The organism is Streptomyces sp. NPDC054866 (genome assembly GCF_053610745.1).
Map to the genome: position 1 here is coordinate 479,513 of NZ_JBSGZA010000002.1, position 26,799 is coordinate 506,311.

23 protein-coding genes are annotated in these 26,799 nt (G+C 70.9%); 14 read left to right on the forward strand and 9 right to left on the reverse strand.

The window, feature by feature from the left end; translation table 11 throughout:
- Positions 1 to 30: 30 nt before the first annotated feature.
- Positions 31 to 1,236: a quinolinate synthase NadA gene (gene nadA, locus ACWGI2_RS10895; RefSeq protein WP_453694950.1), complete on the forward strand. Its 1,206-nt coding sequence runs from the start codon at positions 31 to 33 to the stop codon at positions 1,234 to 1,236.
- Between the two features lie 76 nt (positions 1,237 to 1,312).
- Here nadA and ACWGI2_RS10900 read toward each other — a convergent pair whose 3' ends face one another.
- Positions 1,313 to 1,831 (reverse strand): MarR family winged helix-turn-helix transcriptional regulator, encoded by a 519-nt coding sequence (locus ACWGI2_RS10900; protein WP_453694951.1) that lies wholly within the window; start codon positions 1,829 to 1,831, stop codon positions 1,313 to 1,315.
- Positions 1,832 to 1,908: 77 nt separating this feature from the next.
- Between ACWGI2_RS10900 and ACWGI2_RS10905 the strand changes: the two genes are divergently transcribed.
- Entirely contained in the window at positions 1,909 to 3,129 is a 1,221-nt protein-coding gene (locus tag ACWGI2_RS10905; RefSeq protein WP_453694952.1) for a multidrug effflux MFS transporter, read from the forward strand.
- A 187-nt stretch (positions 3,130 to 3,316) separates the two neighbouring features.
- Here ACWGI2_RS10905 and ACWGI2_RS10910 read toward each other — a convergent pair whose 3' ends face one another.
- From ACWGI2_RS10910 to ACWGI2_RS10930, 5 genes are all read right to left on the reverse strand, one after another.
- Positions 3,317 to 6,466, reverse strand: a complete 3,150-nt coding sequence (locus ACWGI2_RS10910; RefSeq protein WP_453694953.1) for an efflux RND transporter permease subunit — start codon at positions 6,464 to 6,466, stop codon at positions 3,317 to 3,319.
- 151 nt (positions 6,467 to 6,617) lie between these two features.
- Positions 6,618 to 7,298 carry a response regulator gene (locus ACWGI2_RS10915; RefSeq protein ID WP_453694954.1) on the reverse strand — a complete coding sequence of 227 codons (681 nt, stop codon included), beginning with the start codon at positions 7,296 to 7,298 and terminating at the stop codon, positions 6,618 to 6,620.
- Positions 7,295 to 8,533, reverse strand: coding sequence for a sensor histidine kinase (locus ACWGI2_RS10920; protein ID WP_453395128.1), 1,239 nt, complete (start codon positions 8,531 to 8,533; stop codon positions 7,295 to 7,297). The genes ACWGI2_RS10915 and ACWGI2_RS10920 overlap by 4 nt, the downstream gene beginning before the upstream one ends.
- Positions 8,534 to 8,842: 309 nt before the next feature.
- Positions 8,843 to 9,121, reverse strand: a complete 279-nt coding sequence (gene pspAA / locus ACWGI2_RS10925; RefSeq protein ID WP_453395129.1) for a PspA-associated protein PspAA — start codon at positions 9,119 to 9,121, stop codon at positions 8,843 to 8,845.
- 28 nt (positions 9,122 to 9,149) lie between these two features.
- Entirely contained in the window at positions 9,150 to 9,941 is a 792-nt protein-coding gene (locus ACWGI2_RS10930; protein WP_453395130.1) for a PspA/IM30 family protein, read from the reverse strand.
- A 267-nt stretch (positions 9,942 to 10,208) separates the two neighbouring features.
- On the opposite strand from ACWGI2_RS10930, the gene ACWGI2_RS10935 reads away from it, so the two are divergent.
- From ACWGI2_RS10935 to ACWGI2_RS10945, 3 genes are all read left to right on the forward strand, one after another.
- On the forward strand, positions 10,209 to 10,835 hold the full coding sequence (locus ACWGI2_RS10935) for a DUF3043 domain-containing protein (protein WP_453395131.1): 627 nt from the start codon (positions 10,209 to 10,211) through the stop codon (positions 10,833 to 10,835).
- Between the two features lie 74 nt (positions 10,836 to 10,909).
- Entirely contained in the window at positions 10,910 to 11,617 is a 708-nt protein-coding gene (locus tag ACWGI2_RS10940) for a class I SAM-dependent methyltransferase (RefSeq protein WP_453694955.1), read from the forward strand.
- Between the two features lie 172 nt (positions 11,618 to 11,789).
- A complete protein-coding gene (locus tag ACWGI2_RS10945) occupies positions 11,790 to 12,842 on the forward strand; it encodes a S1C family serine protease (RefSeq protein WP_453694956.1) in 1,053 nt (350 codons plus the stop codon).
- Positions 12,843 to 12,907: 65 nt separating this feature from the next.
- Here ACWGI2_RS10945 and ACWGI2_RS10950 read toward each other — a convergent pair whose 3' ends face one another.
- Positions 12,908 to 13,129, reverse strand: coding sequence for a hypothetical protein (locus tag ACWGI2_RS10950; protein WP_453395134.1), 222 nt, complete (start codon positions 13,127 to 13,129; stop codon positions 12,908 to 12,910).
- An 89-nt stretch (positions 13,130 to 13,218) separates the two neighbouring features.
- On the opposite strand from ACWGI2_RS10950, the gene ACWGI2_RS10955 reads away from it, so the two are divergent.
- Positions 13,219 to 14,418, forward strand: coding sequence for a bifunctional adenosylcobinamide kinase/adenosylcobinamide-phosphate guanylyltransferase (locus ACWGI2_RS10955; RefSeq protein ID WP_453694957.1), 1,200 nt, complete (start codon positions 13,219 to 13,221; stop codon positions 14,416 to 14,418).
- A 9-nt stretch (positions 14,419 to 14,427) separates the two neighbouring features.
- Here the strand turns inward: ACWGI2_RS10955 and ACWGI2_RS10960 are convergent, their stop codons facing one another.
- Positions 14,428 to 15,198: a class I SAM-dependent methyltransferase gene (locus ACWGI2_RS10960; protein WP_453395136.1), complete on the reverse strand. Its 771-nt coding sequence runs from the start codon at positions 15,196 to 15,198 to the stop codon at positions 14,428 to 14,430.
- A gap of 150 nt (positions 15,199 to 15,348) precedes the next feature.
- Between ACWGI2_RS10960 and cobT the strand changes: the two genes are divergently transcribed.
- The 3 genes from cobT to ACWGI2_RS10975 are packed head-to-tail and all read left to right on the forward strand — an operon-like array spanning position 15,349 to position 19,028.
- Entirely contained in the window at positions 15,349 to 16,452 is a 1,104-nt protein-coding gene (cobT, locus tag ACWGI2_RS10965) for a nicotinate-nucleotide--dimethylbenzimidazole phosphoribosyltransferase (protein WP_453694958.1), read from the forward strand.
- Between the two features lie 57 nt (positions 16,453 to 16,509).
- Positions 16,510 to 18,300: a phosphatidylglycerol lysyltransferase domain-containing protein gene (locus ACWGI2_RS10970; RefSeq protein ID WP_453694959.1), complete on the forward strand. Its 1,791-nt coding sequence runs from the start codon at positions 16,510 to 16,512 to the stop codon at positions 18,298 to 18,300.
- Positions 18,297 to 19,028, forward strand: coding sequence for a hypothetical protein (locus ACWGI2_RS10975; RefSeq protein ID WP_453694960.1), 732 nt, complete (start codon positions 18,297 to 18,299; stop codon positions 19,026 to 19,028). Before ACWGI2_RS10970 ends, ACWGI2_RS10975 begins: the two co-directional genes overlap by 4 nt.
- Here the strand turns inward: ACWGI2_RS10975 and ACWGI2_RS10980 are convergent.
- The gene (locus tag ACWGI2_RS10980) at positions 18,968 to 19,732 is read right to left on the reverse strand and encodes a hypothetical protein (protein ID WP_453694961.1); all 765 of its coding nucleotides are present in this window, start codon (positions 19,730 to 19,732) and stop codon (positions 18,968 to 18,970) included. The genes ACWGI2_RS10975 and ACWGI2_RS10980 overlap by 61 nt on opposite strands.
- 67 nt (positions 19,733 to 19,799) lie before the next feature.
- Here ACWGI2_RS10980 and ACWGI2_RS10985 point away from each other — a divergent pair, with 67 nt between their 5' ends.
- The 5 genes from ACWGI2_RS10985 to ACWGI2_RS11005 all read left to right on the forward strand — a co-directional run bounded on the left by ACWGI2_RS10985 (position 19,800) and on the right by ACWGI2_RS11005 (position 26,609).
- A complete protein-coding gene (locus ACWGI2_RS10985) occupies positions 19,800 to 20,582 on the forward strand; it encodes an adenosylcobinamide-GDP ribazoletransferase (RefSeq protein ID WP_453694962.1) in 783 nt (260 codons plus the stop codon).
- Between the two features lie 188 nt (positions 20,583 to 20,770).
- Positions 20,771 to 22,303 carry a leucyl aminopeptidase gene (locus ACWGI2_RS10990; protein ID WP_453694963.1) on the forward strand — a complete coding sequence of 511 codons (1,533 nt, stop codon included), beginning with the start codon at positions 20,771 to 20,773 and terminating at the stop codon, positions 22,301 to 22,303.
- A 301-nt stretch (positions 22,304 to 22,604) separates the two neighbouring features.
- A complete protein-coding gene (gene lpdA / locus ACWGI2_RS10995) occupies positions 22,605 to 23,993 on the forward strand; it encodes a dihydrolipoyl dehydrogenase (RefSeq protein ID WP_453694964.1) in 1,389 nt (462 codons plus the stop codon).
- Between the two features lie 65 nt (positions 23,994 to 24,058).
- Positions 24,059 to 25,837 (forward strand): 2-oxoglutarate dehydrogenase, E2 component, dihydrolipoamide succinyltransferase, encoded by a 1,779-nt coding sequence (sucB, locus tag ACWGI2_RS11000; RefSeq protein WP_453694965.1) that lies wholly within the window; start codon positions 24,059 to 24,061, stop codon positions 25,835 to 25,837.
- 148 nt (positions 25,838 to 25,985) lie between these two features.
- Positions 25,986 to 26,609, forward strand: a complete 624-nt coding sequence (locus ACWGI2_RS11005) for a GntR family transcriptional regulator (RefSeq protein WP_363307267.1) — start codon at positions 25,986 to 25,988, stop codon at positions 26,607 to 26,609.
- Positions 26,610 to 26,799 lie beyond the last annotated feature (190 nt).

Here is a 26,799-nt window from a genome sequence, read left to right on the forward strand (position 1 = left end):
ACGAAAAGGCTCGTCTGCAGAACAGAAAGGGTGCGTGTCGTGACCACCGCCCAGTCCCCCGCGGACCTCGTGGACCTCGATGTTCAGCCCACACCGCTCGCCCTCCTGCTGCTCGGCCGCGAGGCCGACCCCAAGAGCGAGCGCGGTGTGGAGTGCCCCGGCGATCTGCCGTCGCCCTCCGACCCCGACCTCGTGGAGCGCGCCCGCGCCGCCAAGGAGAAGCTCGGCGACAAGGTCTTCGTGCTCGGCCACCACTACCAGCGCGACGAGGTCATCCAGTTCGCGGATGTCACCGGCGACTCCTTCAAGCTGGCCAAGGACGCGGCCGCCAAGCCGGAGGCCGAGTACATCGTCTTCTGCGGCGTGCACTTCATGGCCGAGTCCGCGGACATCCTGACCACCGATGACCAGAAGGTCGTCCTGCCCGACCTGGCCGCCGGCTGCTCGATGGCCGACATGGCCACCGCCGAGCAGGTCGCGGAGTGCTGGGACGTGCTGACCGAGGCCGGGATAGCCGAGCAGGTCGTGCCCGTCTCGTACATGAACTCCTCGGCCGACATCAAGGCCTTCACCGGCAAGCACGGCGGGACGATCTGTACTTCGTCCAACGCCAAGCGGGCCCTGGAGTGGGCGTATGAGCAGGGCGAGAAGGTGCTGTTCCTGCCCGACCAGCACCTCGGGCGCAACACCGCCGTCCGCGACATGGGCTTCTCGCTCGACGACTGCGTCCTCTACAACCCGCACAAGCCGAACGGCGGCCTGACCGTCGAGCAGCTGCGTGACGCGAAGATGATCCTGTGGCGCGGGCACTGCTCGGTGCACGGGCGCTTCTCGCTGGAGTCCGTGGAGGACGTGCGCGCGCGGATACCCGGCGTGAACGTCCTGGTGCACCCCGAGTGCAAGCACGAGGTCGTGGCCGCCGCGGACTACGTGGGCTCGACCGAGCACATCATCAAGACCCTGGAGGCGGCTCCCGCCGGGTCGAAGTGGGCGATCGGCACCGAGCTGAACCTCGTACGCCGCCTGGCGAACCGTTTCGCCGCCGAGGACAAGGAGATCGTCTTCCTCGACAAGACGGTCTGCTTCTGCTCGACCATGAACCGGATCGACCTGCCGCACCTGGTCTGGGCGCTGGAGTCCCTGGCCGAGGGCAAGCTGGTCAACCAGATCGAGGTCGACCGCGAGACCGAGCAGTTCGCGAAGCTGGCGCTCGAGCGGATGCTCGCGCTGCCGTAGGGCTACTTGTTCGGCTTGTTCTCGTCCGTAAGGGGCGTCCGCCATTGCGGGCGCCCCTTACGGCGTCTTACGGTTCCTAGGTCGTCCTGCGCCGTTCCTTCAGCGCCGAACCCAGCGCCTCCAGGGCCGGTACGGACGCGACCAGCGCCGCCGTCTGCTCCTCGGAGAGGGTGGCGAGCGCGTCGGCGAAGATCTCCGCCCAGGCGTTCTCGATCAGGGCCATACCCTGCTCCGCCTTGAGGGTCGGCTTCAGGCGCACCACCCGGCCGTCGTTCGGGTCCTTCTCGCGCTCCAGGTGTCCCGCGTTGACCAGGCCGCGGACCGTGGCGCTCACATTGCTCGCGTGCAGGCCGAGTTCGCGGGCCAGGACGCTCACCGTCACGCCCGGCTCCGCGTGGACGTAGCGCATCAACTCCAGCTCCGACGGCGGCAGTCGCCACAGCCCCGCCTCCTCCATGCCCTGGAAACGCAGGACGCGCGAGAGCGCGTACAGCGCGGGAGTCAGCTCCCTGGCGTGCCGGAGGAGCCTGCGGTCGGCCTCGTCGTTCTTCACGTTCCTCTGCGCATTCCTCTGCACATTCCTCTGCTCGGTCACGCCCTCATGCTAGCGTTACAGATACTTATATAAGTATCTACATCTTCCCGCGTCACGAATCCGGGGGTCCCTCTGCCATGCCCTTGCTCACCGCCGCGCTCGCGCTGCTCTCGTTCATAGGCCCGCTCTCGACCGACATGTACCTCCCGGCCTTTCCGCGGATGGCCGACGAACTGCACACCGACGCCTCCGGGGTGCAGCTCACGCTGACCGCGTTCCTGGTCGGGATGACGCTCGGGCATCTCGTCTTCGGGCCGCTCTCCGACCGGTACGGCAGACGGGTGCCGCTGCTCGCGGGCGCGGCCGTGTGCACCGCGGGGACCGCGCTGTGTGCCGTGGCGCCGTCACTGGGGTGGCTGGTCGCGCTGCGGTTCGTGACCGGATTCAGCGGGGCCGCGGGGGTCGTGATCAGCCGGGCCGTGGTCGCGGACCGGGTCCAAGGGGCCGCCGCCGCACGGCTGTTCGGGGTGCTCATGACGCTGGCCGGGATCGCGCCGATCATCGCCCCGCTGGCCGGCGGCGCGGTGATCGGGGCCGCGGGGTGGCGAGGCGTGTTCTGGGTGCTCGCCGGGGTGTCGCTCCTCGTGACCCTGGCGGTGGTGGTCGGCGTACCGGAGAGCCTGCCGAAGGAGCGGCGGCACGAGGGCGGGGTGCGGCAGGTGGTGGCCTCGGCCCGCGAGGTCGTGGGCGACCGGGCGTACGTGGGCTACACGCTCGCCTTCACCTTCGGGTTCGGGATGCTGTTCTGCTACATCGCCGGGTCGCCGTTCCTGCTGCAGAACGTGCTGGGGATGGGGGTGGGGGCGTCGTCCGTCGCGTTCTCGGGCGGGGCCGTGGTGGCGACGCTCTCCAGTGCGGTGGGGGCCCGCCTCGTGGGGCGGGTCGCTCCCGAAGCGCTGCTGCGGGGTGGGCTGTTGGCGATGCTCTCCGGGTCGGCCGTGCTGCTGGCCGCCACGACGGCGGGGCTGCTCACGACGGTGCTCTGCCTGGTGCTCCTGGCCGTGGTGTGCGGCGGGCTCGGCCTGGTGGTGGCGAACTCGGCGGCGCTGGCTCTCGCGCGGGTCCCTTACGCCTCCGGGGTGGGGTCCGCCCTGCTGGGTACCGCCCAGAGCGCGCTGGGCGCGGTGGTCGCGCCGCTGGTGGGGCTCGGCGGGGACTCCACTGCCGTGCCGCTGTTCGTCGGGATGACGCTTTGCAGTGGGGCTGCGGTGCTGGCACTCGCAGTGGGCGTACGCGGACGGGGTGCCCCTCTGGATGAGGAGCACCCCGTCGCTGGTGGTGCTGGGCGCCTTGGTTAGCGGTTACCCGGCGGCTTCGGCGTTGTGCCCACCCTCCCCCCACTCTCGGCTGCGCTCGAGCGGGGGGACCCCCATCGCCCTGCGGAACGCCTGCCCACAACTCGGGGCGGGCGCCCCGTAAGGGGCGCGGGGAACTGCGCGACCAGCCACGAACCACCCGCGGACAGCGAACCGGCCGGCGGAGCGCTCAGACCTTGGCCGGCTCCGGGTCCCCGGAGCCGGAGTCGGCGGCGGTCTGAGGCGGGACGCCAGCCTTCGCCCGCTTCGCCTCGCGCTTCGTGCGCCTCTTCTCCTTGCGGAGTTCCACCATCGCGTACAGCGTCGGGACGAGGAGGAGGGTGAGGAGCGTCGACGTGATCAGGCCGCCGATGACCACCACCGCGAGCGGCTGGGCGATGAAGCCGCCCTCGCCCGTGATGCCGAGGGCCATCGGGAGCAGGGCGAAGATCGTCGCCAGGGCCGTCATGAGGATCGGGCGGAGGCGGTGGCGGCCGCCCTCGATGACTGCCTCGACCACGCCGTGACCCTGCTTGCGGTACTGGTTGATCAGGTCGATCAGGACGATCGCGTTCGTCACGACGATGCCGATCAGCATCAGCATGCCGATCATCGCCGGGACGCCCATCGGGGTGTCCGTCGCGATGAGGAGGCCGATCGCGCCCGTGGCCGCGAACGGGATCGAGACCAGCAGGATCAGCGGCTGCACCAGCGAGCGGAACGTCGCCACGAGCAGCATGAAGACGATCGCGATCGCCGCCAGCATCGCGAGGCCGAGCGACGCGAACGCCTCGTCCTGGTCCTCGGAGACACCGCCGATGGACGCTGTGGCGCCGTCCGGCAGCTTCAGCGCGTCGAGCTTCTTGGTGAGTTCGGCACTGACCGCGCCGGTGTTCTCGCCGGTCGGCTTCGCGGTGATCGTCGCGGCGCGGGCGCCGTCGATGCGGGTCATCGAGACCGGTCCGTCCACCAGCTTCACGTCGGCGATGTCGCCCAGCTTCACCGTGCCGAGGTTGAGCCCCCGCAGCTCGGCGAGGGTCTTCGCCGGCTTCGCCGACTTCACCACGACGTCGCGCTCGGTGTCGTCCAGGATCGCCTTGCCGCTCTGGGTGCCGCGGACCGCCTGGGCGACGGCCTGGCCGAGGGTGGTGTCGTTGAAACCGGCCGCCGCGGCCTTGGCGTTGGCCTTGACCGAGATCCGCGGGATGCTCTGCGACAGGTCGCTCTGGACGTCCGTGACGTCGTCGATCTTCGCGACCTCGTCGCGCACTTCCTCGGACGCCTTGCGCAGCACGTCGCCGTCGGCGGCCTTGACGACCACGCTCAGGTCCTGGCTGCCGAAGCCGTCACCGGCCGCGATGGACGTCTGGCCGATGCCGGAGAGCTTGCCGAGCTCCTCCTCGACCTTGTCCTGCGTCGTGTCGTACGCCGCCTTGTCCTTGAGCGTCAGGGTGTAGGACGCCTGGTTGGTGTCCGTGCTGCCGCCGAACGCCGCCATGAAGCCGGACGAGCCGACCGTGACCTGGTAGTCCTTGATCTCGTCCAGGCCGTCCAGCATCTTCTCGACCTTCTTGGCCGAGGCGTTGGACGCCGCCAGGCTCGTGCCCGGCTTCAACTCCTGCTTGATGGTCAGGACTTCCTGCTCGTCCTGGTCGAAGAAGTTGGTCTTCAGGAGCGGCGCCATGCCGAACGTGCCCACGAGGACCACGATCGCGATGACGAGGCTGGTGAAGCGGCGCCGCGTCGCGAAGCGGAGCACGGGGACGTAGAAGCGCTGGAGCCTGCTCTTCGCCTCCTTCTCCTCGGCCTTGCGGCGCGCCTCCTCCGGGTCGGCGCCGCGCACGTCCTTGGGGGGACGCAGGAACCAGTACGAGAGAACCGGCACGACCGTCAGCGAGACGAGCAGGGAGGCGAGGAGCGCCGCCGTGACCGTCAGCGAGAAGGAGCCGAAGAGCTCGCCCACCATGCCGCCGACCAGGCCGATGGGGAGGAACACCGCGACCGTGGTCAGGGTCGAGGACGTAACCGCGCCCGCGACCTCCTTGACCGCCGTGATGATCGCGGCCTCGCGCTCCTCGCCGTATCCGAGATGGCGCTTGATGTTCTCCAGGACCACGATCGAGTCGTCGACGACGCGGCCGATGGCGATGGTCAGCGCGCCGAGCGTGAGCATGTTGAGGGAGAGGTCCCGCGTCCACAGCACGATCAGGGCGAGGACGACCGAGAGCGGGATGGAGACCGCGGTGACCAGCGTCGAGCGGATCGACGCCAGGAAGACCAGGATGACCAGGACCGCGAAGACCAGGCCGAGCGCGCCCTCGGTGGTGAGTCCGTCGATGGACTTGGAGACCGCGGGGCCCTGGTCGCTCGCGACCGTCAGGTCGGAGCCCGCGCCCAGGTCCCCCCGCAGGTCGGGCAGCTTGTCCTTGACCGCGTCGGAGATGGCGACGGCGCTGCCGTCCTGGTCCATCGTGATCGCGACGGCGAGGCTGGGCCTGCCGTTCGTGCGCGTGATGGACGTGGCCTCGGACGGCTGCTGCTTCACCGTGGCGAGGTCACCGAGGCGCACCGGCTTCCCCGGGCGCTCCCCGGGCTCGGCCTCGGGGGTGACCATCAGGTCCTGGATCTGCTTCAGGGAGCTGTAGCCGCCGCCGACCTGGACGGTGCGGTTCTTGCCGTCCTCGTCGAAGGAGCCCGCGGGGAGCGTGGCGCCGCCGGCCTGGAGCGCCTGGCCGAGCGCGGCCGGGGTCAGGCCCGCCTTCGCCAGCTTCCTGTCGTCGGGGGTGACGTCGACCTGGAGGTCGCGCACGCCGTCGACGGTGACCTGGCCGACGCCGTCGATGTCCTCCAGGGCGGGGACGACGGTGCGGTCGAGCCGGTCGGAGAGCGCCTGCTGGTCCTTGTCGGAGGTGACGGAGAGGACCACGGTCGGGATGTCGTCCGTGGAGCCCGCGATGACCTGCGGGTCGACGTCGTCCGGGAGCTCGGCCCCGGCGCGGTTCACGGCCTGCTGGACGTCGGCGACGAGCTGCTTGGAGCCGCTGCCGTAGTCGAACTGGGCCATGATCACGGCGTTGCCCTCGCTCGCCGTGGAGGTGATGCCGGTGATGCCGTCGACCGCGTCGATCGAGGACTCGAGAGGTTCGACGACCTGCTTTTCGACCACATCGGGGGACGCGCCCTGGTACGGGGCCAGGACGGACACCATCGGGAGTTCGATGGAGGGCAGCAGCTGCTGCTTGAGCTGAGGGATCGCGATCGCGCCGAAGACCAGCGCGATGATGGATATCAGCCCGACTAGGGCCCGTTGGGCGAGGCTGAAGCGGGACAGCCAGGACATGGTGGTCTCTCTCTGTGGCGTACTGCGCAGGAACAGGCACCGGCAGGCCGGTGCCCCCTACACGATCTGCCATGTCCAGAGCAGGATTCGTCACTCCGAGGACCCGTTCTGACGCGGCGCATACTGCGGGTGCAGTACGTCGCGTCCGCAATCACTCCACCCTTGGACGTACCAGGCCCGATTCGTAGGCAATGACGACGAGTTGCGCCCGGTCACGGGCGCCCAGCTTCGCCATCGCACGGTTCACGTGGGTCTTCACGGTGAGCGGGCTAACCTCAAGGCGCTCGGCGATCTCGTCGTTCGAGTGCCCGCCCGCGACCTGGACGAGGACCTCGCGCTCGCGCCCGGTGAGCGCGTCGAGCCGCTCGCCGCGCGCCCCGCCGTCACCGTCCGAACTGTCGCCCTGCGCGAGGAACTTGGCGATCAGGCCCTTCGTCGCCACCGGGGAGAGCAGGGCGTCGCCCGCGGCCGCGATCCGGATCGCGCCGAGCAGTTCGTCCGGCTCCGCGCCCTTGCCGAGGAATCCGGAGGCACCGGCGCGCAGCGACTGCACCACGTACTCGTCGACCTCGAAGGTCGTCAGCATGACCACGCGTACGTGGGACAGGGCGGGGTCGGAGCTGATCAGGCGGGTGGCGGCGAGACCGTCCGTGCCGGGCATGCGGATGTCCATCAGGACGACGTCGGCAGCCCGCGACTTCGCGAGCTCGACGGCCTCCGCGCCGTCCGACGCCTCGGCGACGACCTCCATGTCGGGCTCGGAGTCGACGAGCACCTTGAACGCGCTGCGCAGCAAGGCCTGGTCGTCGGCGAGCAGCACCCGGATCGTCACGCGGTCCCTCCCTCTGCCGGGCTGACCGGCTTTGCCGTGAGGGGCAGGATCGCATGGACGCGGAAGCCGCCGCCGTAGCGGGGTCCCGCCGTGCAACGGCCGCCCAGGGCGCTGACGCGCTCGCGCATGCCGATGAGGCCGTGCCCGCCGCCGTCGTTCTCGCCGCTGGGTTCCTTCCTCTCGCCGCCTCCGTCGTCCAGGATCGTGACCTCGATGTTCGGTCCTACGCGGACGACGCTGACCTCGGCCTTGGCGCCCACTCCCGCGTGCTTCTGCACGTTCGTGAGGGCTTCTTGGATGATCCGGTAGGCGGCCAGGTCGACTCCGGCGGGCAGGCCGGCCACCGTGTCGCCGAGGGCGACCTCCACGGGGAGGCCCGCGTGGCGGAACGTCTCGACGAGGTCGTGGAGGCGGGCCAGGCCGGGGGCGGGCTCGGTGGGGGCCTCAGGGTCGCCGGTCTGGCGCAACAGGCCGACGGTGGCGCGCAGTTCGTTGAGCGCGGAGCGGCTTGCGTCGCGTACGTGGGAGAGGGCTTCCTTGGCCTGGTCGGGCCGCTTGTCCATGACGTGGGCGGCCACGCCTGCCTGCACATTGACCAGGGCGATGTGGTGGGCGACGACATCGTGCAGATCGCGGGCGATACGCAGCCGCTCCTCGGCGACGCGGCGCCGGGCCTCCTCCTCGCGGGTGCGTTCCGCGCGTTCGGCGCGCTCGCGTATGGCGTCCACGAAGGCGCGGCGGCTGCGGACGGCGTCACCGGCGGCCGCGGCCATGCCGGTCCAGGCGAAGATGCCGAGGTTCTCCTGGGCGTACCAGGGCAGCGGTCCCGCCAGCATCGCGACGCCGGTGAGGCCGGTGATGGTGACGACGCCGACGCGCCAGGTGGTGGGGCGGTTGGTGGTGGCGGCGACGGTGTAGAGGGCGACGACCGCGCTCATGACGACGGCGCCGCGGAACTCTCCGGTGATCAGGTCGATGACGGAGACGGTGCCGGTCGCCGCGAGCACCACCCAGGGGGCGCGGCGGCGGAAGACCAGGGCGGTGGCGCCGAGCAGCATCAGGACGAGGCTGAGCGCGCCCGGGGTGCGGGTGCCCCAGGTGGGGCCGCCGCCGTGGCCGTACGGCTCGACGAAGGAGCCGATGACCATGCATACGAGGACGGCTGCCGCGAGGGCGGCGTCCACAGCCAGGGGGTGCGCCTTGGCCCAACAGCGGCCTCGCACGAGAGTGGTCACGCCTTGAACGGTACGGGGCCCTGCGGGCTGCGGGGACCGGCCTGACCGGCTCGCCCCTGCGGGGCGTTGCCCTTTGTTCCGGCTGAGCTCCGTCTGCCTGGCATGCCTGTTCCGACGCTTCGCGCCGGATCTTTCCCGCCCACCCACCCGATTGCCCCGCGTCGAGTTCTCCTTCTCGCCCGGCACCGCTGGGTAATGGGCGGGTGGGGGGGGGGAGACATCCGGCGCGAAGCGCCGGGGCAGGTCAGCCACACAGACGGAGCTCAGCCGAAGATCAGGCATCGTCAGTCAGCAGGCCCCCGGCCAGGACTAGCCAGGGATCAAGCCGTCGTCGCTCAGCATCTGGCGGACCTCGTCCAGCGTCGCGTCCGGCGCGGGGAGGATCAGCTCGGAGGGTTCGAGCGCGTCGTCCGGCAACGCGTCACCCAGCTCCCGGACCTTGTCGAGGAGCGCGCCCAGCGTCCTGCGGAAGCCGGACTCGTCGCCGCTCTCCATCTCGGCGAGCAACTCGTCGTCCAGCTTGTTCAGTTCGGTGAAGTGGCTGTCGGCCAGCTTCACCTGCCCCTCCCCCATGATCCGTACGATCATGTCGCCCTCCTCGGACGTGAGCGGTGAGCTACTGCTTGTCGAAGCGCGGGGTGTCCTGCGGCTGCTGGGGCTGGGCCTGACCCTGGCCCGGCTCGATGGCCTGCTTCGACGTCGAACCGCCGGCCAGCTCCGCCTTCATGCGCTGCAGTTCCAGCTCTACATCAGTACCACCGGAGAGGCGATCCAGCTCGGACTGGATGTCGTCCTTGGCGAGCCCGGAGGAGTCGTCGAGAGCACCGGAGGCGAGGAGTTCGTCGATCGCGCCCGCCCGCGCCTGGAGCTGCGCGGTCTTGTCCTCGGCGCGCTGGATCGCCATGCCGACGTCGCCCATCTCCTCGGAGATGCCCGAGAAGGCCTCGCCGATCCGGGTCTGCGCCTGGGCGGCGGTGTACGTGGCCTTGATCGTCTCCTTCTTCGTACGGAAGGCGTCGACCTTGGCCTGGAGGCGCTGCGCCGCGAGGGTGAGCTTCTCCTCCTCGCCCTGGAGCGTCTGGTGCTGCGTCTCCAGGTCGGTCACCTGCTGCTGCAGGGCCGCACGGCGCGAGAGCGCCTCGCGGGCCAGGTCCTCACGGCCGAGGGCGAGGGCCTTGCGGCCCTGGTCCTCAAGGGTGGAGGACTGCTTCTGGAGCTGGCTCAGCTGCAACTCCAGGCGCTTGCGCGAGGTCGCCACGTCGGCGACACCACGGCGCACCTTCTGGAGCAGCTCGAGCTGCTTCTGGTACGAGTAATCGAGGGTTTCGCGCGGGTCCTCGGCCCGGTCAAGGGCCTTGTTCGCCTTCGCGCGGAAGATCATCCCCATACGCTTCATGACACCGCTCATGGGCTTCGCGCGCCCCCTTCTGACGGACTTCCAGCTCCAGGTACTGCTCAGAACCCACAGTACGGGCCCTGCATCCATTACCGCACTGTTCGCGTGCGGATGCGCTCATCCCCAAGGACGACTGTGTCCGGCCGGGCTCAGGCGTAGGGAGTAGGTGCACCCCCGGGAACCGCCCGAAAACCGCTTGTAAACCACACGGAACGTCCCCTTAGCCACACAATCAAGACGCCCGGTGTTGCCGGATCGTTCCCCGTCGGGCGGGGGTCCATGCGTCAGCACCCCGTACCCTTGGGTTTTGTGTTCCGTAGCCGATCCAAGGACGAGAAGGCCCCGGCGAGCAAGGCCCCGGTGACCGACTCCCAGCAGCCCCGTGACCCCGAGGCCCCGAAGGGCCGCCCCACGCCCAAGCGCAGTGAGGCCCAGACCCAGCGCCGCAGCGTGGCCAACACGCCTGTGACGCGCAAGGAGGCGGCGAAGCGGCAGCGCGACGCACGCCGCGTCCAGATGGACAAGCAGCGCCAGGCGCTCGCCAGCGGTGACGAGCGCTATCTGCCCGCCCGCGACAAGGGCCCCGTGCGCAAGTTCGCGCGCGACTTCGTCGACTCGCGGTTCTGCATCGCCGAGTTCTTCCTGCCGCTGGCCGTGATCATCCTCGTACTGAGCATGGTCCGTATCCCCCAGCTGCAGAACATCGCGCTGCTGCTCTGGCTCTTCGTGATCGTCCTGATCATCGTGGACTCGGTGACGACGGCGGTCCGCCTGAAGAAGCGCCTGAACGAGCGCTTCCCGAGCGAGAGCAAGAAGGGCGCCGTCGCGTACGCCCTGATGCGTACGCTCCAGATGCGCCGTCTGCGACTGCCGAAGCCGCAGGTCAAGCGCGGAGAGCGGCCCTGAGCGGATTCGCCGGCGGGGCCGCCGCGTGGCTTCAGAAGCTGGGCGGCCTTCGTAACGCCGTACGCCAGGAGCTGGTGACCCGGCAGCTCGACGAGCAGATAGCCGGGCGCTTCCCCGTGGGGCAGCGGCTGCGCGTGCTCGACGTGGGCATGGGTCAGGGCACGCAGGCGCTGCGGCTCGCCCGCGCCGGGCACAAGGTGACGGGCGTCGAGCAGGATCCGGCGATGGTGGCCGCGGCGCGTGCCGCGCTCGCCGTCGAGCCGGAGGGGATCCAGGGGCGGGTGCGGATCGTCGAGGGCGACGGGCGCGAGACCGGGGTGCATTTCCTGCCGGGCAGCTTCGACGTCGTGCTGTGCCACGGCGTCCTGATGTACGTCGAGGAGCCGGACGCGCTGCTCGCGGGTCTGGCCCGGATGCTTGCCCCCGGCGGGCTGCTCTCCCTTCTCGTACGGAACGCTGACGCGCTGGCCATGCGGCCGGGGCTCGCCGGGGACTGGGCGGGGGCGATGGCCGCGTTCGACTCCGTCGTGTACCGCAATCGGCTCGGCCTTGAGGCGCGGGCCGATCGGCTCGATGCCGTTTCCGCTTCGCTCTCGGGGATCGCTGCGCCGTTGCACGCCTGGTATGGCGTGCGGGTCTTCACCGACGGTGCGTCGGATGAGGCTCGGCCGCCGGAGGACGCGGAGTTGGCGGCGTTGCTCGCCGCCGAGGAGCGGGCCGGGCGGACCGACCCGTATCGACGGGTCGCGGCTCTGTTGCACGTCTGCGGCGTGCGGGACTGACTGGACCGCCGCTTCGCGGCGGATGTTTCCCGCCCACCCACCCGAGCACCCCGCAGCGGATTGGGTGGGTAGGAGCCGGGACGCTTCCCGGCACCGTCAGAAACGAACCGCAACCCCCTGATCGGCCCTCTATTTCGGGGCGGCATATTGGGGTGAACGCGACACTCGGGGCATGAATGCCTCGCGTATCCGTGCCATCACCGTGACCGCCTCCCTTGCCTCCGCGCTCCTCGTCGCCGGCTGCTCAAGCCCCGGCTCCGGGGACTCCGGTGAGTCCACCACCCAGGCCGCGCCCATGGCGGAGAGCGATCTGGAGGGGGCCTATCAGCAGGTGATCAAGGACGTCCTGCCCTCGGTCGTCCAGATCGACGCCTCCGACAGCCTCGGCTCCGGCGTCGTCTACGACGACAAGGGTCACGTCGTCACCAACGCCCATGTCGTGGGCAAGGAGGAGACCTTCAAGGTCACGACGGCCACCGGGGAGCAGGCTCTCACCGCGAAGCTCGTCGCCTCCTACCCCGAGCAGGATCTCGCCGTCATCAAGCTCGACAACCCGCCGAGCGGGCTCAAGCCCGCGAAGTTCGGGGACTCCACGAAGGCCGAGGTCGGGCAGATCGTCCTCGCCATGGGTTCGCCGCTCGGCCTCTCGTCCAGCGTCACGCAGGGCATCGTCTCCGCGACCGGCAGGACCGTCAGCGAGCCCCGCACGGAGGGCGCCCCCGGCGCCACCATCGCGAACATGCTCCAGACGTCCGCCGCGATCAACCCGGGCAACAGCGGCGGCGCCCTGGTCAACCTGGACGGCCAGGTCATCGGCATTCCGACGCTCGCCGCGACGGACCCGCAGATGGGCGACAGCGCGGCGCCGGGGATCGGGTTCGCGATCCCGTCCTCGATGGTGAAGACCATCGCCGGCCAGATCATCAAGGACGGCAAGGTCACCGACTCGGGCCGGGCCGCCCTCGGCATCACGGGGCGCACGGTCCTCGGCGACAACTACAGGCCCGCGGGCGTCGCCATCGTCGACGCGCAGAAGGACGGCGGCGCGGCCAAGGCCGGCCTGGAGAACGGCGACATCATCACCAGGCTCGGCGACTCCGACATCACCACGATCACCTCGCTCTCCGAGGCACTCGCCGGGGAGAAGCCGGGTGACAAGACGCGGGTGACGTACGTACGGGACGGCTCCGAGAAGACCGCCGACGTCACGCTGGGCGAGATGTAGGGAAGGGATGGGACGGGCGAAGGGGCGGCCGTCGAAACGGCCGCCCCCTCACGTTCAGCCGTCACTCACTCCTGCGCCGCGTCCTGGGCGTGCAGGCTCATCGGCCCATAGATCTTGTCCGTGTCCTCGAAGAGCGACACCTGGTCGGCGCCTCCTTCGGCGAGCTCTTTCCAGTACTCGCCGATCCACGACTCCGCGTCCCCCTGAGTCGTGAACTCCTCGGGCGTCAGAGCGGGCTGGACCTCCGTCCCGTCCGCCTTCTCGAACCGCCACGTCCATGCCGCCATGCCAGCCTCCCGATGGTCCGACAGCTGTGTGAGCCGCTAGAAGCCTAGCCGGGCGAGCGGCGTCGGCGGCGACGCGGGAGGATCTTCCTGTGGAACTGACTCTGCTCGGCACCGGAGCCCCCGAAGGCCTGCCCCGACCCGGCTGCCCCTGCGCGGCCTGCGCGACCGCGCTCGGCGGCTCGGCGCGCGGCGCCACCGCACTCCTGGTGGACGGCGTCCTGCTGCTCGACCTCACCCCTGGCGCCGTCTTCGCGGCCGCCCGCTCCGGGCACTCTCTCGGCGGTGTACGCCAGGTCCTGCTCTCCCATCCGCACGACGGCCCCTCGGTGGAGGTGCCCGCGGGACTGCCGCAGCCGGGCCGGGTGCCCGACGGGCGGGAGCTCGCGCTGCTCACCGGGCACCGGGTGCGCGCGGTGGCGATGGACCATCCGGGCACGGGGTACGAGGTCGCGGGCCCCGACGGGGAGCGGCTGCTGTATCTGCCGCCGGGCGGTGCGCCGGCGGGGCTGCCGGACGAGCAGGCTCCGTACGAGATGGTCGTCGCCGATGTCGTCGGGCGTCCCGACGGGCTCGCGCGGCTGCGGGCCACGGGGGCGATCGGGCCGACCACGGACGTCGTCGCCGTCCATCTGGGTCACGAGGTGCCGCCGGGCGCGGAGCTGACCCGCAGGCTGACCGCCGCAGGGGCGCGGGCCGTGCCGGACGGGACGACGCTGGTGGTCGGCGCCTATGAGGACGTACCGGACGTGCCGCGCCGCACCCTCGTCCTCGGCGGCGCCCGGTCCGGGAAGTCGGTGGAGGCGGAGCGCCGCCTCGAAGCCTTCCCCGATGTGCTGTACGTGGCCACGGGCGGGACGAGGAACGGCGACTCCGAGTGGGCGGACCGGGTGAACGCCCACCGGGAGCGGCGGCCCGGATCGTGGAGCACCGCCGAGACCTGCGACCTCGTGCCGCTGCTCGCCGAGAACGGCCCTCCCCTGCTCATCGACTGCCTGTCGCTGTGGCTGACGTACGCCATGGACGAGGTGAACGCGTGGGACGACGACGAATGGGCGGGCGGTGGCGAACGGGCGCTGCGCAAGCGGGTCGCCGAGCTCACGGAGGCGGTGCGCGCGACCCGGCGCACGGTTGTCGCCGTGTCGAACGAGGTCGGCTCCGGCATCGTCCCCGCGACCGCGTCGGGCCGCCGCTACCGCGATGAACTGGGCCGTCTGAACGCGGCGTTCGCGTCGGAGTGCGAGCACCTGCTGCTTGTCGTGGCGGGACAGGCGCTCACCCTGCGCGGCTGAGACGGCCGCTCAGGCGGTGGGCTCGCGGCGGGCGATGACCCGGTAGGCGTTGGAGAACCGGGTGCGGCTGACCAGGGGGGCGAGGATCCGGTCGAGCAGGGCCGCGGCGGCGAGCAGCGGGACCGCGAGGCGGGCGGCGGCGCGGATGCGGCCAAGGGTGATGGCCAGGCGCGCGGTCAGGTCGAAGGGGATGTGCGGCTCGCGGCGGTCGGTGGCCACGACGGTGTAGCCGAGGCTCTCCAACTCGGCGTGGAGGGCGGCGAGCGGGATGCGGTGGTAGGGCTCGGGCCTGATCCACCCCTTGTCGAGGACCCTGGCGTACCGGCTCCGCGGGACGGGGACCTCGATCATCAGATGGCCGCCGGGCCGCAACACCGTGCGGGCGGCGATGAGTTCGATGCGCGGGTCGGCGCTGCGCTCCAGGTAGTGGAACATGCTCAGCGCGTCGTAGCGCCCCGCGAGCTTGGGCGCCAGGTCGGCGAGCAGCCCCCGGTGTGCCTCCTCCACGCGCCCTGCCCTGCGGCCCTCCTCCACGCGCCCGGTGAGGTCGAGGCCGTCGAAGGCGGTGTACGGGTGCACCTGTTGGGCGACGGCGGGGAAGTGCCCGTGCCCGGTTTCGATGTCCAGCCAGCTCTCGGGCTCGATGAACCGGCCCATCGCGCGGGCCCGTGCCTGATGGCGGCGGGTGGCGTGCGGGACGGCGAAGATCTTCTCGGCCTGGGCGGCGGCGGCCTGGGCGGCGTCCATGGGCGTGGCAGGCTCCTCCGTCGGGCGATGCACGACAAATCTCCTCAAACGGTACGTAAGGGATGATCAACACCGGTGCAACGACACCGTGGAGGTGGCGCCTCCGGCAGCGGCGCCCGCGCGCGGATGCCGGCCGCCGGGCCGTCTGACCCGACGCCAGGCCCTGCCGGTACTGTTCGGCGAATGAGCTCGCTGAATCTCGACGACTTCACCGACCTGATCGAGCGGCCCGACGGCGGGGTCCGCCGCGACGCCGAGGAGCGCAGGGAACGGCAGAGCGTGCCGCCCGGGGCGCTCGGCCGCCTGGACGAACTCGGCGAGTGGCTGTCCGCGGCCCAGTCCTCGGTGCCGGTCAAGCCGATCGAGCGACCGCGCGTGATCCTCTTCGCCGGTGACCACGGGGTCGCGGGCCTCGATGTGTCCGCGAGGCCCGCGGGCGGTGCGGCCGAACTCGTCCGTGCCGTGCTCTCCGGCGCGAGCCCGGTGTCCGTCCTCGCGCGCCGCCTCGACGTGCCCGTACGGGTCGTCGACATGGCCCTGGACTGCGACCCGGCCGAGCTGCCCGCGGAGGTGGCGGGGCACCGGGTGCGGCGCGGCTCGGGGCGCGTCGACATCGAGGACGCGCTGACGGCACAGGAGGCCGAGGCCGCGGTGCGGGCCGGGATGGCCGTCGCCGACGAGGAGGCGGACTCCGGGACCGATCTGATCGTGCTCGGCGATGTGAGCGTCGGCGGGACGACGCCCGCGGCGACGCTGGTCGCCGCGCTGTGCGGGACCGACGCGTCCGTGGTGACCGGGCGGGGCGGTGCGCCGATCGACGACCTCGCGTGGATGCGCAAGTGCGCGGCGGTCCGGGACGCGCTGCGGCGGGCGCGGCCCGTCCTGGGGGATCAGCTGGAGCTGCTCGCGACGGTGGGCGGGGCCGACATCGCCGCCATGACCGGGTTCCTGTTGCAGTGCGCGGTGCGGCGTACGCCGGTCATTCTGGACGGCGTGGTGGCATCGGCCGCGGCGCTCGTGGCCCAGCGGGTCGCCTTCCGGGCGCCGGACTGGTGGCTCGCGGGGCACAACAGCGGAGAGCCCGCGCAGGCCAAGGCCCTCGACCGGATGGCGCTCGACCCCGTGCTCGAACAGGGCGTGCAGGTCGGCGAGGGCGTGGGGGCACTGCTCGCGCTGCCGCTGGTGCAGGCCGCGGCGGCGCTCTCCGCGGAGCTGCCCGAGCGGAAGCCGGAGCCGGAGGCCGAGCCGGAGCCCGAGGCCGAGAACCTGGAGCCCGAAGCGGAGTAGGCGGCGCGGTCGCTCGCAGCCGAGGACGGCCCGGCACGGCCCATATGATCCCTTTTCATGGGAGATGAGCAATTTGCTGCTGCCGGGCACCGTCGCGATCTGCGTAGGCGGCGGCTCGCCGCGGCCTACAGCGTCTGGTACCTCCGCGCCGTCACCTTCATCAACTTCCTGAGCGCGGTCTGGGTCTCCCTCGGGCAGGATCTGCGGCGGCACAACACCGAGAACTACTTCACGCCGTATCTGCTCACCGCGGGCTTCGCCTCCGGCGCGTTCACGCTGTTCCTGGCCATCACGATGCGCCGCCGCAAACGCGCCGCCTGGATTCTCAACCTCGTACTCAGCGGGCTCTTTCTGCTGCTCTTCGCGTTCGCGATGGTCTTCCCGGAGATCCGCCGGTACCCGCAGAACTGGATCTCCCTCGTCCTAACCGCCGCCTTCGTCGCCTCGCTGATCGTCGGGCGGCGGGAGTTCTACGCCAAGGGGGACCGCTCCAATCCGAAGCTCGCCGCGGCCGTCGCCGTCGGCGGGCTTCTCGCGGCCTCGCTGGTCGCCGCGCTCCTGGTCACGGTCACCAACCGAGCGCACGACGAAAGCCGTTCGACGTTCCTCGACCGCTGGCGCTACGGCACGATGCGCCTGGTCTCGCTGGCCGCCGACGACCGGAGGTTCGAGGGCATCACCACGCCCGGCTGGGTCAACGTCAGCATCAACGTGCTCAGCACGCTGCTCCTCCTGGCCGTCCTGTACGCCGCGTTCCGCTCGCGCAAGGCGGTCGACCCGCTCACCGTGGACGACGAGCGCAAGCTGCACGAGCTGCTCGACAAGTACGGCGAGCGCGACTCGCTCGGCTACTTCGCGCTGCGCCGCGAGAAGAGCGTCGTGTGGTCGCCGAGCGCCAAGGCGGCGGTCGCCTACCGGGTCATCGGGGGTGTGTCGCTCGCCTCCGGCGACCCGATCGGGGATCCGGAGGCCTGGCCCGGCGCCATCGAACCCTGGCTCGCCGACGCCCGCGAGCACGGCTGGATCCCCGCCGTCATGGGCGCGAGCGAGGAGGCGGGCACGATCTACGCCCGGCACGGCCTCGACGCGCTCGAACTGGGCGACGAAGCCATCGTCGAGACCGCAGCCCGGGGCGGAGCCCCTGATCAACACTTCACGATGGAGGGGCGGGCCATGCGGACGGTCCGCCAGGCGTACAACCGGGTCAAGCGGGCCGGTTACGAGGTGCGGATCCGCCGCCACGAGGACATCCCGGCCGACGAGATGGCGTATCTGCTCAAGCGCGCCGACGACTGGCGTGACGGGGCCACCGAGCGCGGCTTCTCGATGGCGCTCGGCAGGCTCGGCGACCCCGCGGACGGGCGGTGCGTGATGCTCGAATGCACCGACGGGGAAGGGGAGTTGAGAGCACTGCTCTCCTTCGTGCCGTGGGGGCCGCGCGGGCTCTCCCTCGACCTGATGCGGCGCGACCGCGACTCCGAGAACGGCCTGATGGAGTTCATGGTCATCGAGCTGCTCCAGCGCGCCGCCGAGATCAAGATCACTCAGGTCTCGCTGAACTTCGCGATGTTCAGGTCGGTCTTCGAACGTGGCTCGCGGCTCGGCGCGGGCCCGGTCCTGCGGCTGTGGCGCTCGCTGCTCACCTTCTTCTCACGGTGGTGGCAGATCGAGTCGCTGTACCGCGCCAACGCGAAGTACCGCCCGATCTGGGAGCCCCGCTTCCTTCTCTTCGAGAAGAGCGGGGACCTGCCGCGCATCGGCATCGCGTCGGCCCGCGCGGAGGGCTTCCTTGAAGCGCCGGGCCTGCCGAAGTGGCTGCACCGCAAGCATCTGGAGTCCCGACGATGAGCTCCCTAGCCACGGGCCGTCTGACTCGCCTGACCCGTCTGGCGCGTACCGAGTGGGGGCCGCTGTACGCCGCCGTGCGGGGCGGCATCGCCGAGCGGCGGTGGCGGGCGGCGCCCATGACGTTGGCCGCCGTGTGCCTCACCGCCCTCTGCCAGTTCGTGCAGAACCAGTCCTGGGGCTACCAGTTCGTACAGAACATCGGCTCCGTACGGGCCGAGGACCCGCTCTGGCTCGCCCTGCTCCGTACACCGCTCTCGCTCTTCGTGCCCGCGCTCGACCTGCCCGTCTGGGGTGCGCTCGCGCAGATCCTGCTGGTGTTCGGCATCGCGGAGATCTGCGTCGGTTGGCGGCGTACGCTCGCCATCGGCTACGCGGCCACCCTCGCGGGCACGCTCTACGCGCGCGTGGGCATCGCGTGGGGTCCCGGCAACCCGCTGGGGCTGCCCGCGTCCGACGCGCAGGTCGTCGACACGGGCCCTTCCGCCGCGGTGGTCGGGCTCGCGGTCTACGTGTGCTGGCGCTACCGGGCGTGGTTCACGGCGGGGCTCGTGACCGCCGTGATGGTCGCCGAGGTGTTCGTCAAGAACAACCTCGCGGGCAAGGAGCATCTGGCGGCGATCGCGGCGGTGCTGGTGCTCTGCGTTTGCTCGGAGGCGCTTCAACGGCGTCAGCGGCGGGCGCGTGGACGTGCCAGTTCCGGGTCGGGTTTGCCGCCGATCCAGTCCTGAACCTTGCGGCGCGGGCCCGCCCAGCGGCGGTCGTGGTGGTAGGCACGCAGGCCCGCTCGGGCACGGGCGCGGTGCCGGTTGCGGTAGAAGCGCCTGGCCCATGCCGATCCCGGCCGGGCGAGGCGGATCGCGCCCACCAGCGCGACCAGCGGGATCACCATGCCGATCACGGCCGTCTGCAGTTTGCCCTTGGCCAGGGCGATCAGGGCGAAGCAGCAGTTGACGGCGACGTTCAGGGCGAGGCCCGCGCGGTTGCTCCGCTCCTCGGGCGTCAGGTCGTTCACGCCGAACGGGGTGAAGCCGGTGAGGATGAGCACCACCAGGGCCGCGGTCAGCATCACGACCTCGACGCTCTTGCGGCCCTGTTCGCTCCAGTAGACGTCGTCGAGGTAGAGGATCAGCGCGAACTCGTCGAGTACGAGACCGGCGCCGATGCCGAAGATGACGGCCGCGAACATCGAGGCGAGGCTGTGCCGGCCGGCCGCGACCGCCCAGAACCCTCCTACGAGCATGAGGAAGATGCCGGGCACGACGTGGTGGATGTGGACGTCGCCCGAGCTGATGTTCCGGAAGGGGCCTTTGCCCGCGCGGATCAGGCGGGTGATGGTCCGGGTGATCAGGAAGGTGGCCACGAAGGAGAGCAGGGCCAGGAGGAGCGGGAGCTTTCCCGGCTCCACGATGTTCCGGTACCACCAGTCGCCCATGGGGCCATCTTGAGGGGCCGTCCTGCGTTCCGCAGGGCGAGAAAAGCCTGGGGGGTACCCTTCCGCGGTGCCCCGAACCTCCCCCGCCGACGGCCTCCGCTTCGCCTTCGGCACCCTCACCGCGCTCCCGGTCACCGTCACCAAGTGGGACCGGGAGGCCGCCCGCGCCGGGATGCTGTGCGCCCCGCTGGCCGGGCTGGTGGTCGGGCTCTGCGCGGCCGCTCTCGGCGGCGCGCTCATGGCCCTGGGGGCGGGCCCCCTCCTGGCAGCCGTGGCCACCGCCGCCGTCCCGGCGGCGCTCACCCGCGGCCTCCATCTCGACGGCCTCGCCGACACCGCCGACGGACTCGGCAGCGCGAAACCCGCCGACCAGGCGCTGCGCATCATGAAGCAGTCCGACGTCGGGCCCTTCGGCGTCATCACCCTGCTCTTCGTCCTGCTCGCCCAAGTGGCCGTCCTCTTCCAGCTGTACGAGGTCTCCTGGACCCGGGGCGCACTCGCCGCGGTCGTCTCGGCGGCCGCGGCCCGTCTCGCCCTCACCCTGGCCGCTCGCGATGGCGTCCCGCCGGCTCGCCCCGAAGGGCTCGGGGCGGCGGTGGCAGGAACGGTTCCCCGGGGTGCGGCTCTGCTCGCGACGGCACTCACCACCGCCCTGGCCGCGCTCGCCGCCGTGCCCTTCGGGACGTACGAGGCAGTGCGGTACGCCGCTGCCGTCCTCCTCGCGGTGTGCGCCGCCGAACTCCTCCTGCGGCATTGCGTCCGCCGTTTCGGCGGCATCACCGGCGATGTCTTCGGTGCGCTCGCGGAGACCGCGGCCACGACGGCCCTGGTCGTCCTGGCCCTCGGCTGATTCGCGGATGCTTCCGCCGAAACACAAATGCGGCGCCACGTACGGATGAATCTGCGCCGACACGATCGAATGGGCGCGACGCGCGTAGGCTCATGTTCGGTGCCTTTCCGGCCCGTTCTAGGCTGGCGCCGGGCGGGTCGACCCACCCCATCGGCCAAGGAACTCAACGGAAGCGAGAATTCACCACCGTGACTGCTCTGACTCTCAGCACTGCCGCCGCGTCCGGCCTCCGTGCCGACGCGATCGTCGTCGGCGTCGCGAAGGGCGCCAAGGGGCCGGTCGTCGCTCCCGGCGCCGAAGCCGTGGACAAGGCGTACGACGGCAAGCTCGCCTCCGTCCTTGAGACCCTCGGCGCCACGGGCGGCGAGGGCGAGGTGACCAAGCTGCCCGCGCCCTCCGGCTTCAAGGCTCCGGTCGTCCTCGCGGTCGGCCTCGGCACGGTGCCGGAGAAGGACGAGACGTACGGCACCGACGCCCTTCGCCGCGCCGCGGGTACCGCCGCGCGCGCCCTTTCCGGCTCGAAGAAGGCCGCGTTCGCGCTGCCCGCCGAGGATGCCGAGGACACCGGTGCGATCGCCGAGGGCGCGCTGCTCGGCGCGTACTCCTTCGACGCGTACAAGGAGAACGGTTCCGCCAACGGCAAGAACGGCAAGGACGCCAAGGGTCCGCTCGCCGAGATCGCCCTGCTCGGCGCCAAGCCCCGCGACAAGGCGTACAAGGCGGCCGTCGAGCGCGCCACCGCCGTGGCCGAGGAGCTCAACCGCGCCCGCGACCTCATCAACACCCCGCCGAACGACCTGAACCCCGAGGCCTTCGCCGCGGTCGCCACCGCGGCCGCCAAGGAGCACGGCATCAAGGTGCAGGTCCTGGACGAGAAGGCGCTCACCAAGGGCGGCTTCGGCGGCATCCTCGGTGTCGGCGTCGGCTCGGACGCCCCGCCGCGCCTGGTCAAGCTCTCGTACACGTCGTCCAAGGCGAAGAAGCACCTCGCCTTCGTCGGCAAGGGCATCACGTACGACTCGGGCGGCATCTCGCTGAAGCCCGCCGGTCACAACGAGACCATGAAGTGCGACATGGCCGGTGCCGCCGCCGTCTTCGCGGCCGTCGTCTCCGCCGCGCGCCTGGGCCTCGAAGTGAACGTCACCGGCTGGCTCGCGCTCGCCGAGAACATGCCGTCCGGCTCCGCGACCCGCCCCGGCGACGTCCTGCGGATGTACAGCGGCAAGACCGTCGAGGTGCTCAACACCGACGCCGAGGGCCGCCTGGTCCTGGCCGACGCGATCGCCAAGGCCTCCGAGGACAACCCCGACGCGATCGTCGACGTGGCTACGCTGACCGGCGCGATGATGATGGCGCTCGGCAGCCGCACCTTCGGCATCATGGCCAACGACGACGCGTTCCGCGCCGCGATCCACGACGCCTCCGAGGAGGCGGGCGAGCCCTCCTGGCCGATGCCGCTGCCCGAGCACCTGAAGAAGGGCATGGACTCCCCCACCGCCGACATCGCCAACATGGGCGAGCGCATGGGCGGCGGTCTGGTGGCCGGTCTCTTCCTCCGGGAGTTCGTCGGCGAGGGCATCACCTGGGCGCACCTGGACATCGCGGGCCCGGCCTTCAACGAGGGTGGCCCGTTCGGCTACACCCCCAAGGGCGGCACCGGCACCGCGGTCCGCACCCTGGTCCGCCTCGCCGAGCGCACGGCCGCGGGCGACCTCGGCTGACCGGCTGACCTGTCGTACGCGGGCAGGGCCCGGACGTCCAGATGTCCGGGCCCTGCCCGATTTCGCCCTCAACGAAATCCGTACGTTCATACGCCTCGGTAACGCCTGGACGTGGCGAATCAGACGTCTCACAGCCCGGCCCGCCGTCCCACCTCTCGCCGACAAGTGCGAAGATGGGTTCTCGGCAGGACAGGGCCCCCACCACAGGGCCGAAACAAGAGCGGCCGATACCAGCCGACAGACCGGTCGTCCCCCGAGAAAAGGGGTCCGGCGTACGGCGCACATGCATGGAGGACGTGACGTGGCGAACGACGCCAGCACCGTTTTCGACCTAGTGATCCTCGGCGGCGGTAGCGGCGGTTACGCCGCGGCACTGCGCGCGTCGCAGCTGGGCCTGGACGTCGCCCTGATCGAGAAGGGCAAGGTCGGCGGCACCTGCCTGCACAACGGCTGCATCCCGACGAAGGCGCTGCTGCACGCCGGTGAGATCGCCGACCAGGCACGCGAAGCCGACCAGTTCGGCGTGAAGGCCACCTTCGAGGGCATCGACATGGCGGCCGTCCACAAGTACAAGGACGACGTGATCTCCGGCCTCTACAAGGGCCTGCAGGGACTCATCGCCTCGCGCAAGGTGACGTACATCGAGGGCGAGGGCAAGCTTTCGTCCCCGACCTCCGTGGACGTGAACGGCCAGACCGTCCAGGGCCGCCACGTGCTCCTCGCGACCGGCTCCGTGCCGAAGTCGCTGCCGGGCCTGGAGATCGACGGCAACCGCATCATCTCCTCGGACCACGCCCTGGTCATGGACCGCGTGCCGAAGTCCGCGATCATCCTGGGCGGCGGCGTCATCGGCGTCGAGTTCGCCTCGGCGTGGAAGTCCTTCGGTTCCGAGGTCACCGTGATCGAGGGCCTCAAGCACCTCGTGCCCGTCGAGGACGAGAACTCCTCGAAGCTTCTTGAGCGCGCGTTCCGCAAGCGCGGCATCAAGTTCAACCTCGGCACCTTCTTCGAGAAGGCCGAGTACACGCAGGACGGCGTCCGCGTGACCCTCGCCGACGGCAAGACCTTCGAGGCCGAGGTGCTCCTGGTCGCCATCGGCCGCGGCCCGGTCTCCCAGGGCCTCGGCTACGAGGAGCAGGGCCTCGCGATGGACCGCGGGTACGTCCTGGTCGACGAGTACATGCAGACCAACGTTCCGACCATCTCGGCCGTGGGCGACCTGGTGCCGACGCTCCAGCTCGCGCACGTCGGCTTCGCCGAGGGCATCCTGGTCGCGGAGCGCCTGGCCGGTCTCAAGACCGTCCCGATCGACTACGACGGCGTGCCGAAGGTGACGTACTGCCACCCCGAGGTCGCCTCCGTGGGCATCACCGAGGCCAAGGCCAAGGAGATCTACGGCGCGGACAAGGTCGTCGCCCTCAAGTACAGCCTGGCGGGCAACGGCAAGAGCAAGATCCTCAAGACCGCGGGCGAGATCAAGCTCGTCCAGGTCAAGGACGGTGCCGTGGTCGGCGTCCACATGGTCGGCGACCGCATGGGCGAGCAGGTCGGCGAAGCCCAGCTGATCTACAACTGGGAGGCGCTGCCCGCCGAGGTCGCCCAGCTCATCCACGCCCACCCCACGCAGAACGAGGCGATGGGCGAGGCTCACCTGGCCCTCGCGGGCAAGCCGCTGCACTCCCACGACTGAGCCCCCTCAGTTTTTCGGGCGCGACGACCTAGACTTCCGCAATTTCGTAAGGAGCAACTGAAACCATGGCGGTTTCCGTATCCCTTCCGGCGCTCGGCGAGAGCGTCACCGAGGGCACTGTCACCCGTTGGCTGAAGGCCGAGGGCGAGCGCGTCGAGGCCGACGAGCCGCTGCTCGAGGTCTCGACCGACAAGGTCGACACCGAGATCCCCTCCCCGGCCGCAGGCATCCTGGCCTCCATCAAGGTCGCCGAGGACGAGACCGTCGAGGTCGGCGCCGAGCTGGCCGTCATCGACGACGGCAGCGGCGCCCCCGCCGCCGAGTCCGCCCCGGCCGCCGAGCCCGCTCAGGCCGAGGCTCCGGCCCCGGCCGCCGAGGCCCCCGCGGCTCCGGCTCCCGCCGCCGAGGCCCCTGCCGCTCCGGCCGCTCCGGCCGGTGGCGCCTCCGGCACCGACGTCACGCTGCCCGCACTGGGCGAGTCGGTCACCGAGGGCACCGTCACGCGTTGGCTGAAGGAGGTCGGCGAGGAGGTCGCGGAGGACGAGCCCCTGCTCGAGGTCTCCACGGACAAGGTCGACACCGAGATCCCCTCCCCGGCCGCGGGCGTGCTGCTCGAGATCGTCGTGGGCGAGGACGAGACCGCTGAGGTCGGCGCCAAGCTCGCCGTCATCGGTGCTCCCGGTGCCGCTCCGGCCCCGGCCAAGCAGGAGGCCCCGGCCGCCCCCGCGCAGCAGGAGGCCCCCAAGCAGGAGGCCGCCCCGGCTCCCGCGCAGCCTGCCGCGCCCGCCGCCGCTCCGGCCCAGCCCGCGGCTCCGGCCGCTCCGGCTCAGCCCGCTCCGGCCGCGCCCGCCCCGGCTCAGCCCGCCGCTCCGGCTCCGTCGGCGCCTGCCGCACCGGCCGCCCCGGCCTCCCCGTCCGACGACGGTGCGTACGTCACGCCGCTGGTCCGCAAGCTCGCGGGCGAGCACGGCGTGAGCCTGGCGGACGTCAAGGGCACCGGCGTCGGTGGCCGCATCCGCAAGCAGGACGTCATCGCGGCCGCCGAGGCCAAGAAGACCGCTCCGGCTCCCGCTGCCGCCGCCCCGGCCGCCTCGAAGGCCCCGGCCCTGGAGGCCTCTCCCCTCCGCGGCCAGACGGTCAAGATGACCCGCATGCGCAAGGTCATCGGCGACAACATGATGAAGGCGCTGCACTCGCAGGCCCAGCTGACCTCGGTCGTCGAGGTCGACATCACGAAGCTGATGAAGCTGCGCGCCAAGGCGAAGGACGCGTTCGCGGCCCGTGAGGGCGTCAAGCTCTCCCCGATGCCGTTCTTCGTCAAGGCCGCCGCTCAGGCGCTGAAGGCCCACCCGGTCGTCAACGCCCGGATCAACGACGACGAAGGCACCATCACGTACTTCGACTCGGAGAACATCGGCATCGCCGTTGACGCCGAGAAGGGTCTGATGACGCCGGTCATCAAGGGTGCGGGTGACCTGAACATCGCCGGTATCTCCAAGAAGACCGCCGAGCTCGCGGGCAAGGCCCGTGGCGGTGGCCTCACCCCGGACGACATGTCCGGCGCCACCTTCACGGTCTCCAACACCGGTTCGCGCGGTGCCCTGTTCGACACGGTCATCGTGCCGCCGAACCAGGCCGCGATCCTCGGCATCGGTGCCACGGTGAAGCGTCCGGTCGTCATCAACCACCCGGACCTCGGCGAGACCATCGCCGTCCGTGACATGACGTACCTCTCGCTCTCCTACGACCACCGTCTGGTGGACGGCGCGGACGCCGCCCGCTACCTGACCACGGTCAAGGCGATCCTTGAGGCCGGCGAGTTCGAGGTCGAGCTCGGCCTGTAGTTCCGCCGCTGGTGCTGCGGCCCCCAGGGCTGTAAGACTCGTCTCATCAGCGCGTACGCCCCCGTTCGGAGGTTTCCGAGCGGGGGCGTCGCCGTATTGTCTAGGGGTCACCACGCCCTGGGGCGCTGCCCCCGCCGGAGGAGCCCACATGACCGCGCCCGTCGTTCACTCGCTGCGCGAACAGATCCGCGAGCACATCGTGGAGGGGATCGTCAGCGGGCGCTGGCAGCCGGGCGAGCGGATCGTGGAGCGGCGCATCGCCGTGGAGCTGGAGGTCTCGCAGACCCCCGTACGGGAGGCGCTGCGGGAGCTGGAGACGCTGCGGCTCATCGAGTCGGCTCCCAACAAGGGCGTGCGCGTACGGAACTTGACCGCGGCGGACCTGGAGGAGAGCTACCCCGTCCGTGCGGGTCTGGAGGCCATCGCCGCCGAGTTGGCGGCGGAGAGCCTGGCCGACGACTGCTCGGCTCTCGAACCCCATGTCGCCGCCCTGTACGAGGCGGACCGGGCCTCCGACGGCACCGCCCAGGTGCGCCACACGGTCGGTTTCCACCGGGAGTTGGTGCGGGCCGCGGACAACTCCGTTCTGCTGCACACCTGGGAGGGCCTCGGCATCGAGGTCTTCACCGCGCTTTCGATCCGGTGGCTCGGGACGGTGCAGCAGTCGTACGCCGAGGAGCACGAAGCACTCGTCTCGGCGTTCCAGCGGCGGGATCCCGCGATCGCGGAGCTGGTGAAGGCCCACGTCCTTGGCTGCGCGCCGCGCGCCTGACGTAGGAGCACGCGGGCGCTCATACGTGCTCTCACCTGCAAGGATCCTTCGAATCGAAGGCACCGCGTGCCCGCATTAATGGCACCGGATGCCTACTTTCTCAATATGAAGCAGTTTTCGCCTTCAACCCTTTGATCGATCATCGATCACGGAGTTAGAGTCTCCGACGGGCTCTCACCAGAGCTCCACG

Excerpts from the sequence above, each read along its gene's own strand:
- ACWGI2_RS10905 (WP_453694952.1), top strand. The coding sequence starts at position 1,909 with ATGCCCTTGCTCACCGCCGCGCTCGCGCTGCTCTCGTTCATAGGCCCG.
- ACWGI2_RS10910 (WP_453694953.1), bottom strand. The coding sequence starts at position 6,466 with ATGTCCTGGCTGTCCCGCTTCAGCCTCGCCCAACGGGCCCTAGTCGGG.
- pspAA (WP_453395129.1), bottom strand. The coding sequence starts at position 9,121 with ATGATCGTACGGATCATGGGGGAGGGGCAGGTGAAGCTGGCCGACAGC.
- ACWGI2_RS10930 (WP_453395130.1), bottom strand. The coding sequence starts at position 9,941 with ATGAGCGGTGTCATGAAGCGTATGGGGATGATCTTCCGCGCGAAGGCG.
- ACWGI2_RS10935 (WP_453395131.1), top strand. The coding sequence starts at position 10,209 with ATGCGTCAGCACCCCGTACCCTTGGGTTTTGTGTTCCGTAGCCGATCC.
- ACWGI2_RS10945 (WP_453694956.1), top strand. The coding sequence starts at position 11,790 with ATGAATGCCTCGCGTATCCGTGCCATCACCGTGACCGCCTCCCTTGCC.
- ACWGI2_RS10950 (WP_453395134.1), bottom strand. The coding sequence starts at position 13,129 with ATGGCGGCATGGACGTGGCGGTTCGAGAAGGCGGACGGGACGGAGGTC.
- cobT (WP_453694958.1), top strand. The coding sequence starts at position 15,349 with ATGAGCTCGCTGAATCTCGACGACTTCACCGACCTGATCGAGCGGCCC.
- ACWGI2_RS10970 (WP_453694959.1), top strand. The coding sequence starts at position 16,510 with ATGGGAGATGAGCAATTTGCTGCTGCCGGGCACCGTCGCGATCTGCGT.
- ACWGI2_RS10975 (WP_453694960.1), top strand. The coding sequence starts at position 18,297 with ATGAGCTCCCTAGCCACGGGCCGTCTGACTCGCCTGACCCGTCTGGCG.
- ACWGI2_RS10980 (WP_453694961.1), bottom strand. The coding sequence starts at position 19,732 with ATGGGCGACTGGTGGTACCGGAACATCGTGGAGCCGGGAAAGCTCCCG.
- sucB (WP_453694965.1), top strand. The coding sequence starts at position 24,059 with ATGGCGGTTTCCGTATCCCTTCCGGCGCTCGGCGAGAGCGTCACCGAG.
- ACWGI2_RS11005 (WP_363307267.1), top strand. The coding sequence starts at position 25,986 with ATGACCGCGCCCGTCGTTCACTCGCTGCGCGAACAGATCCGCGAGCAC.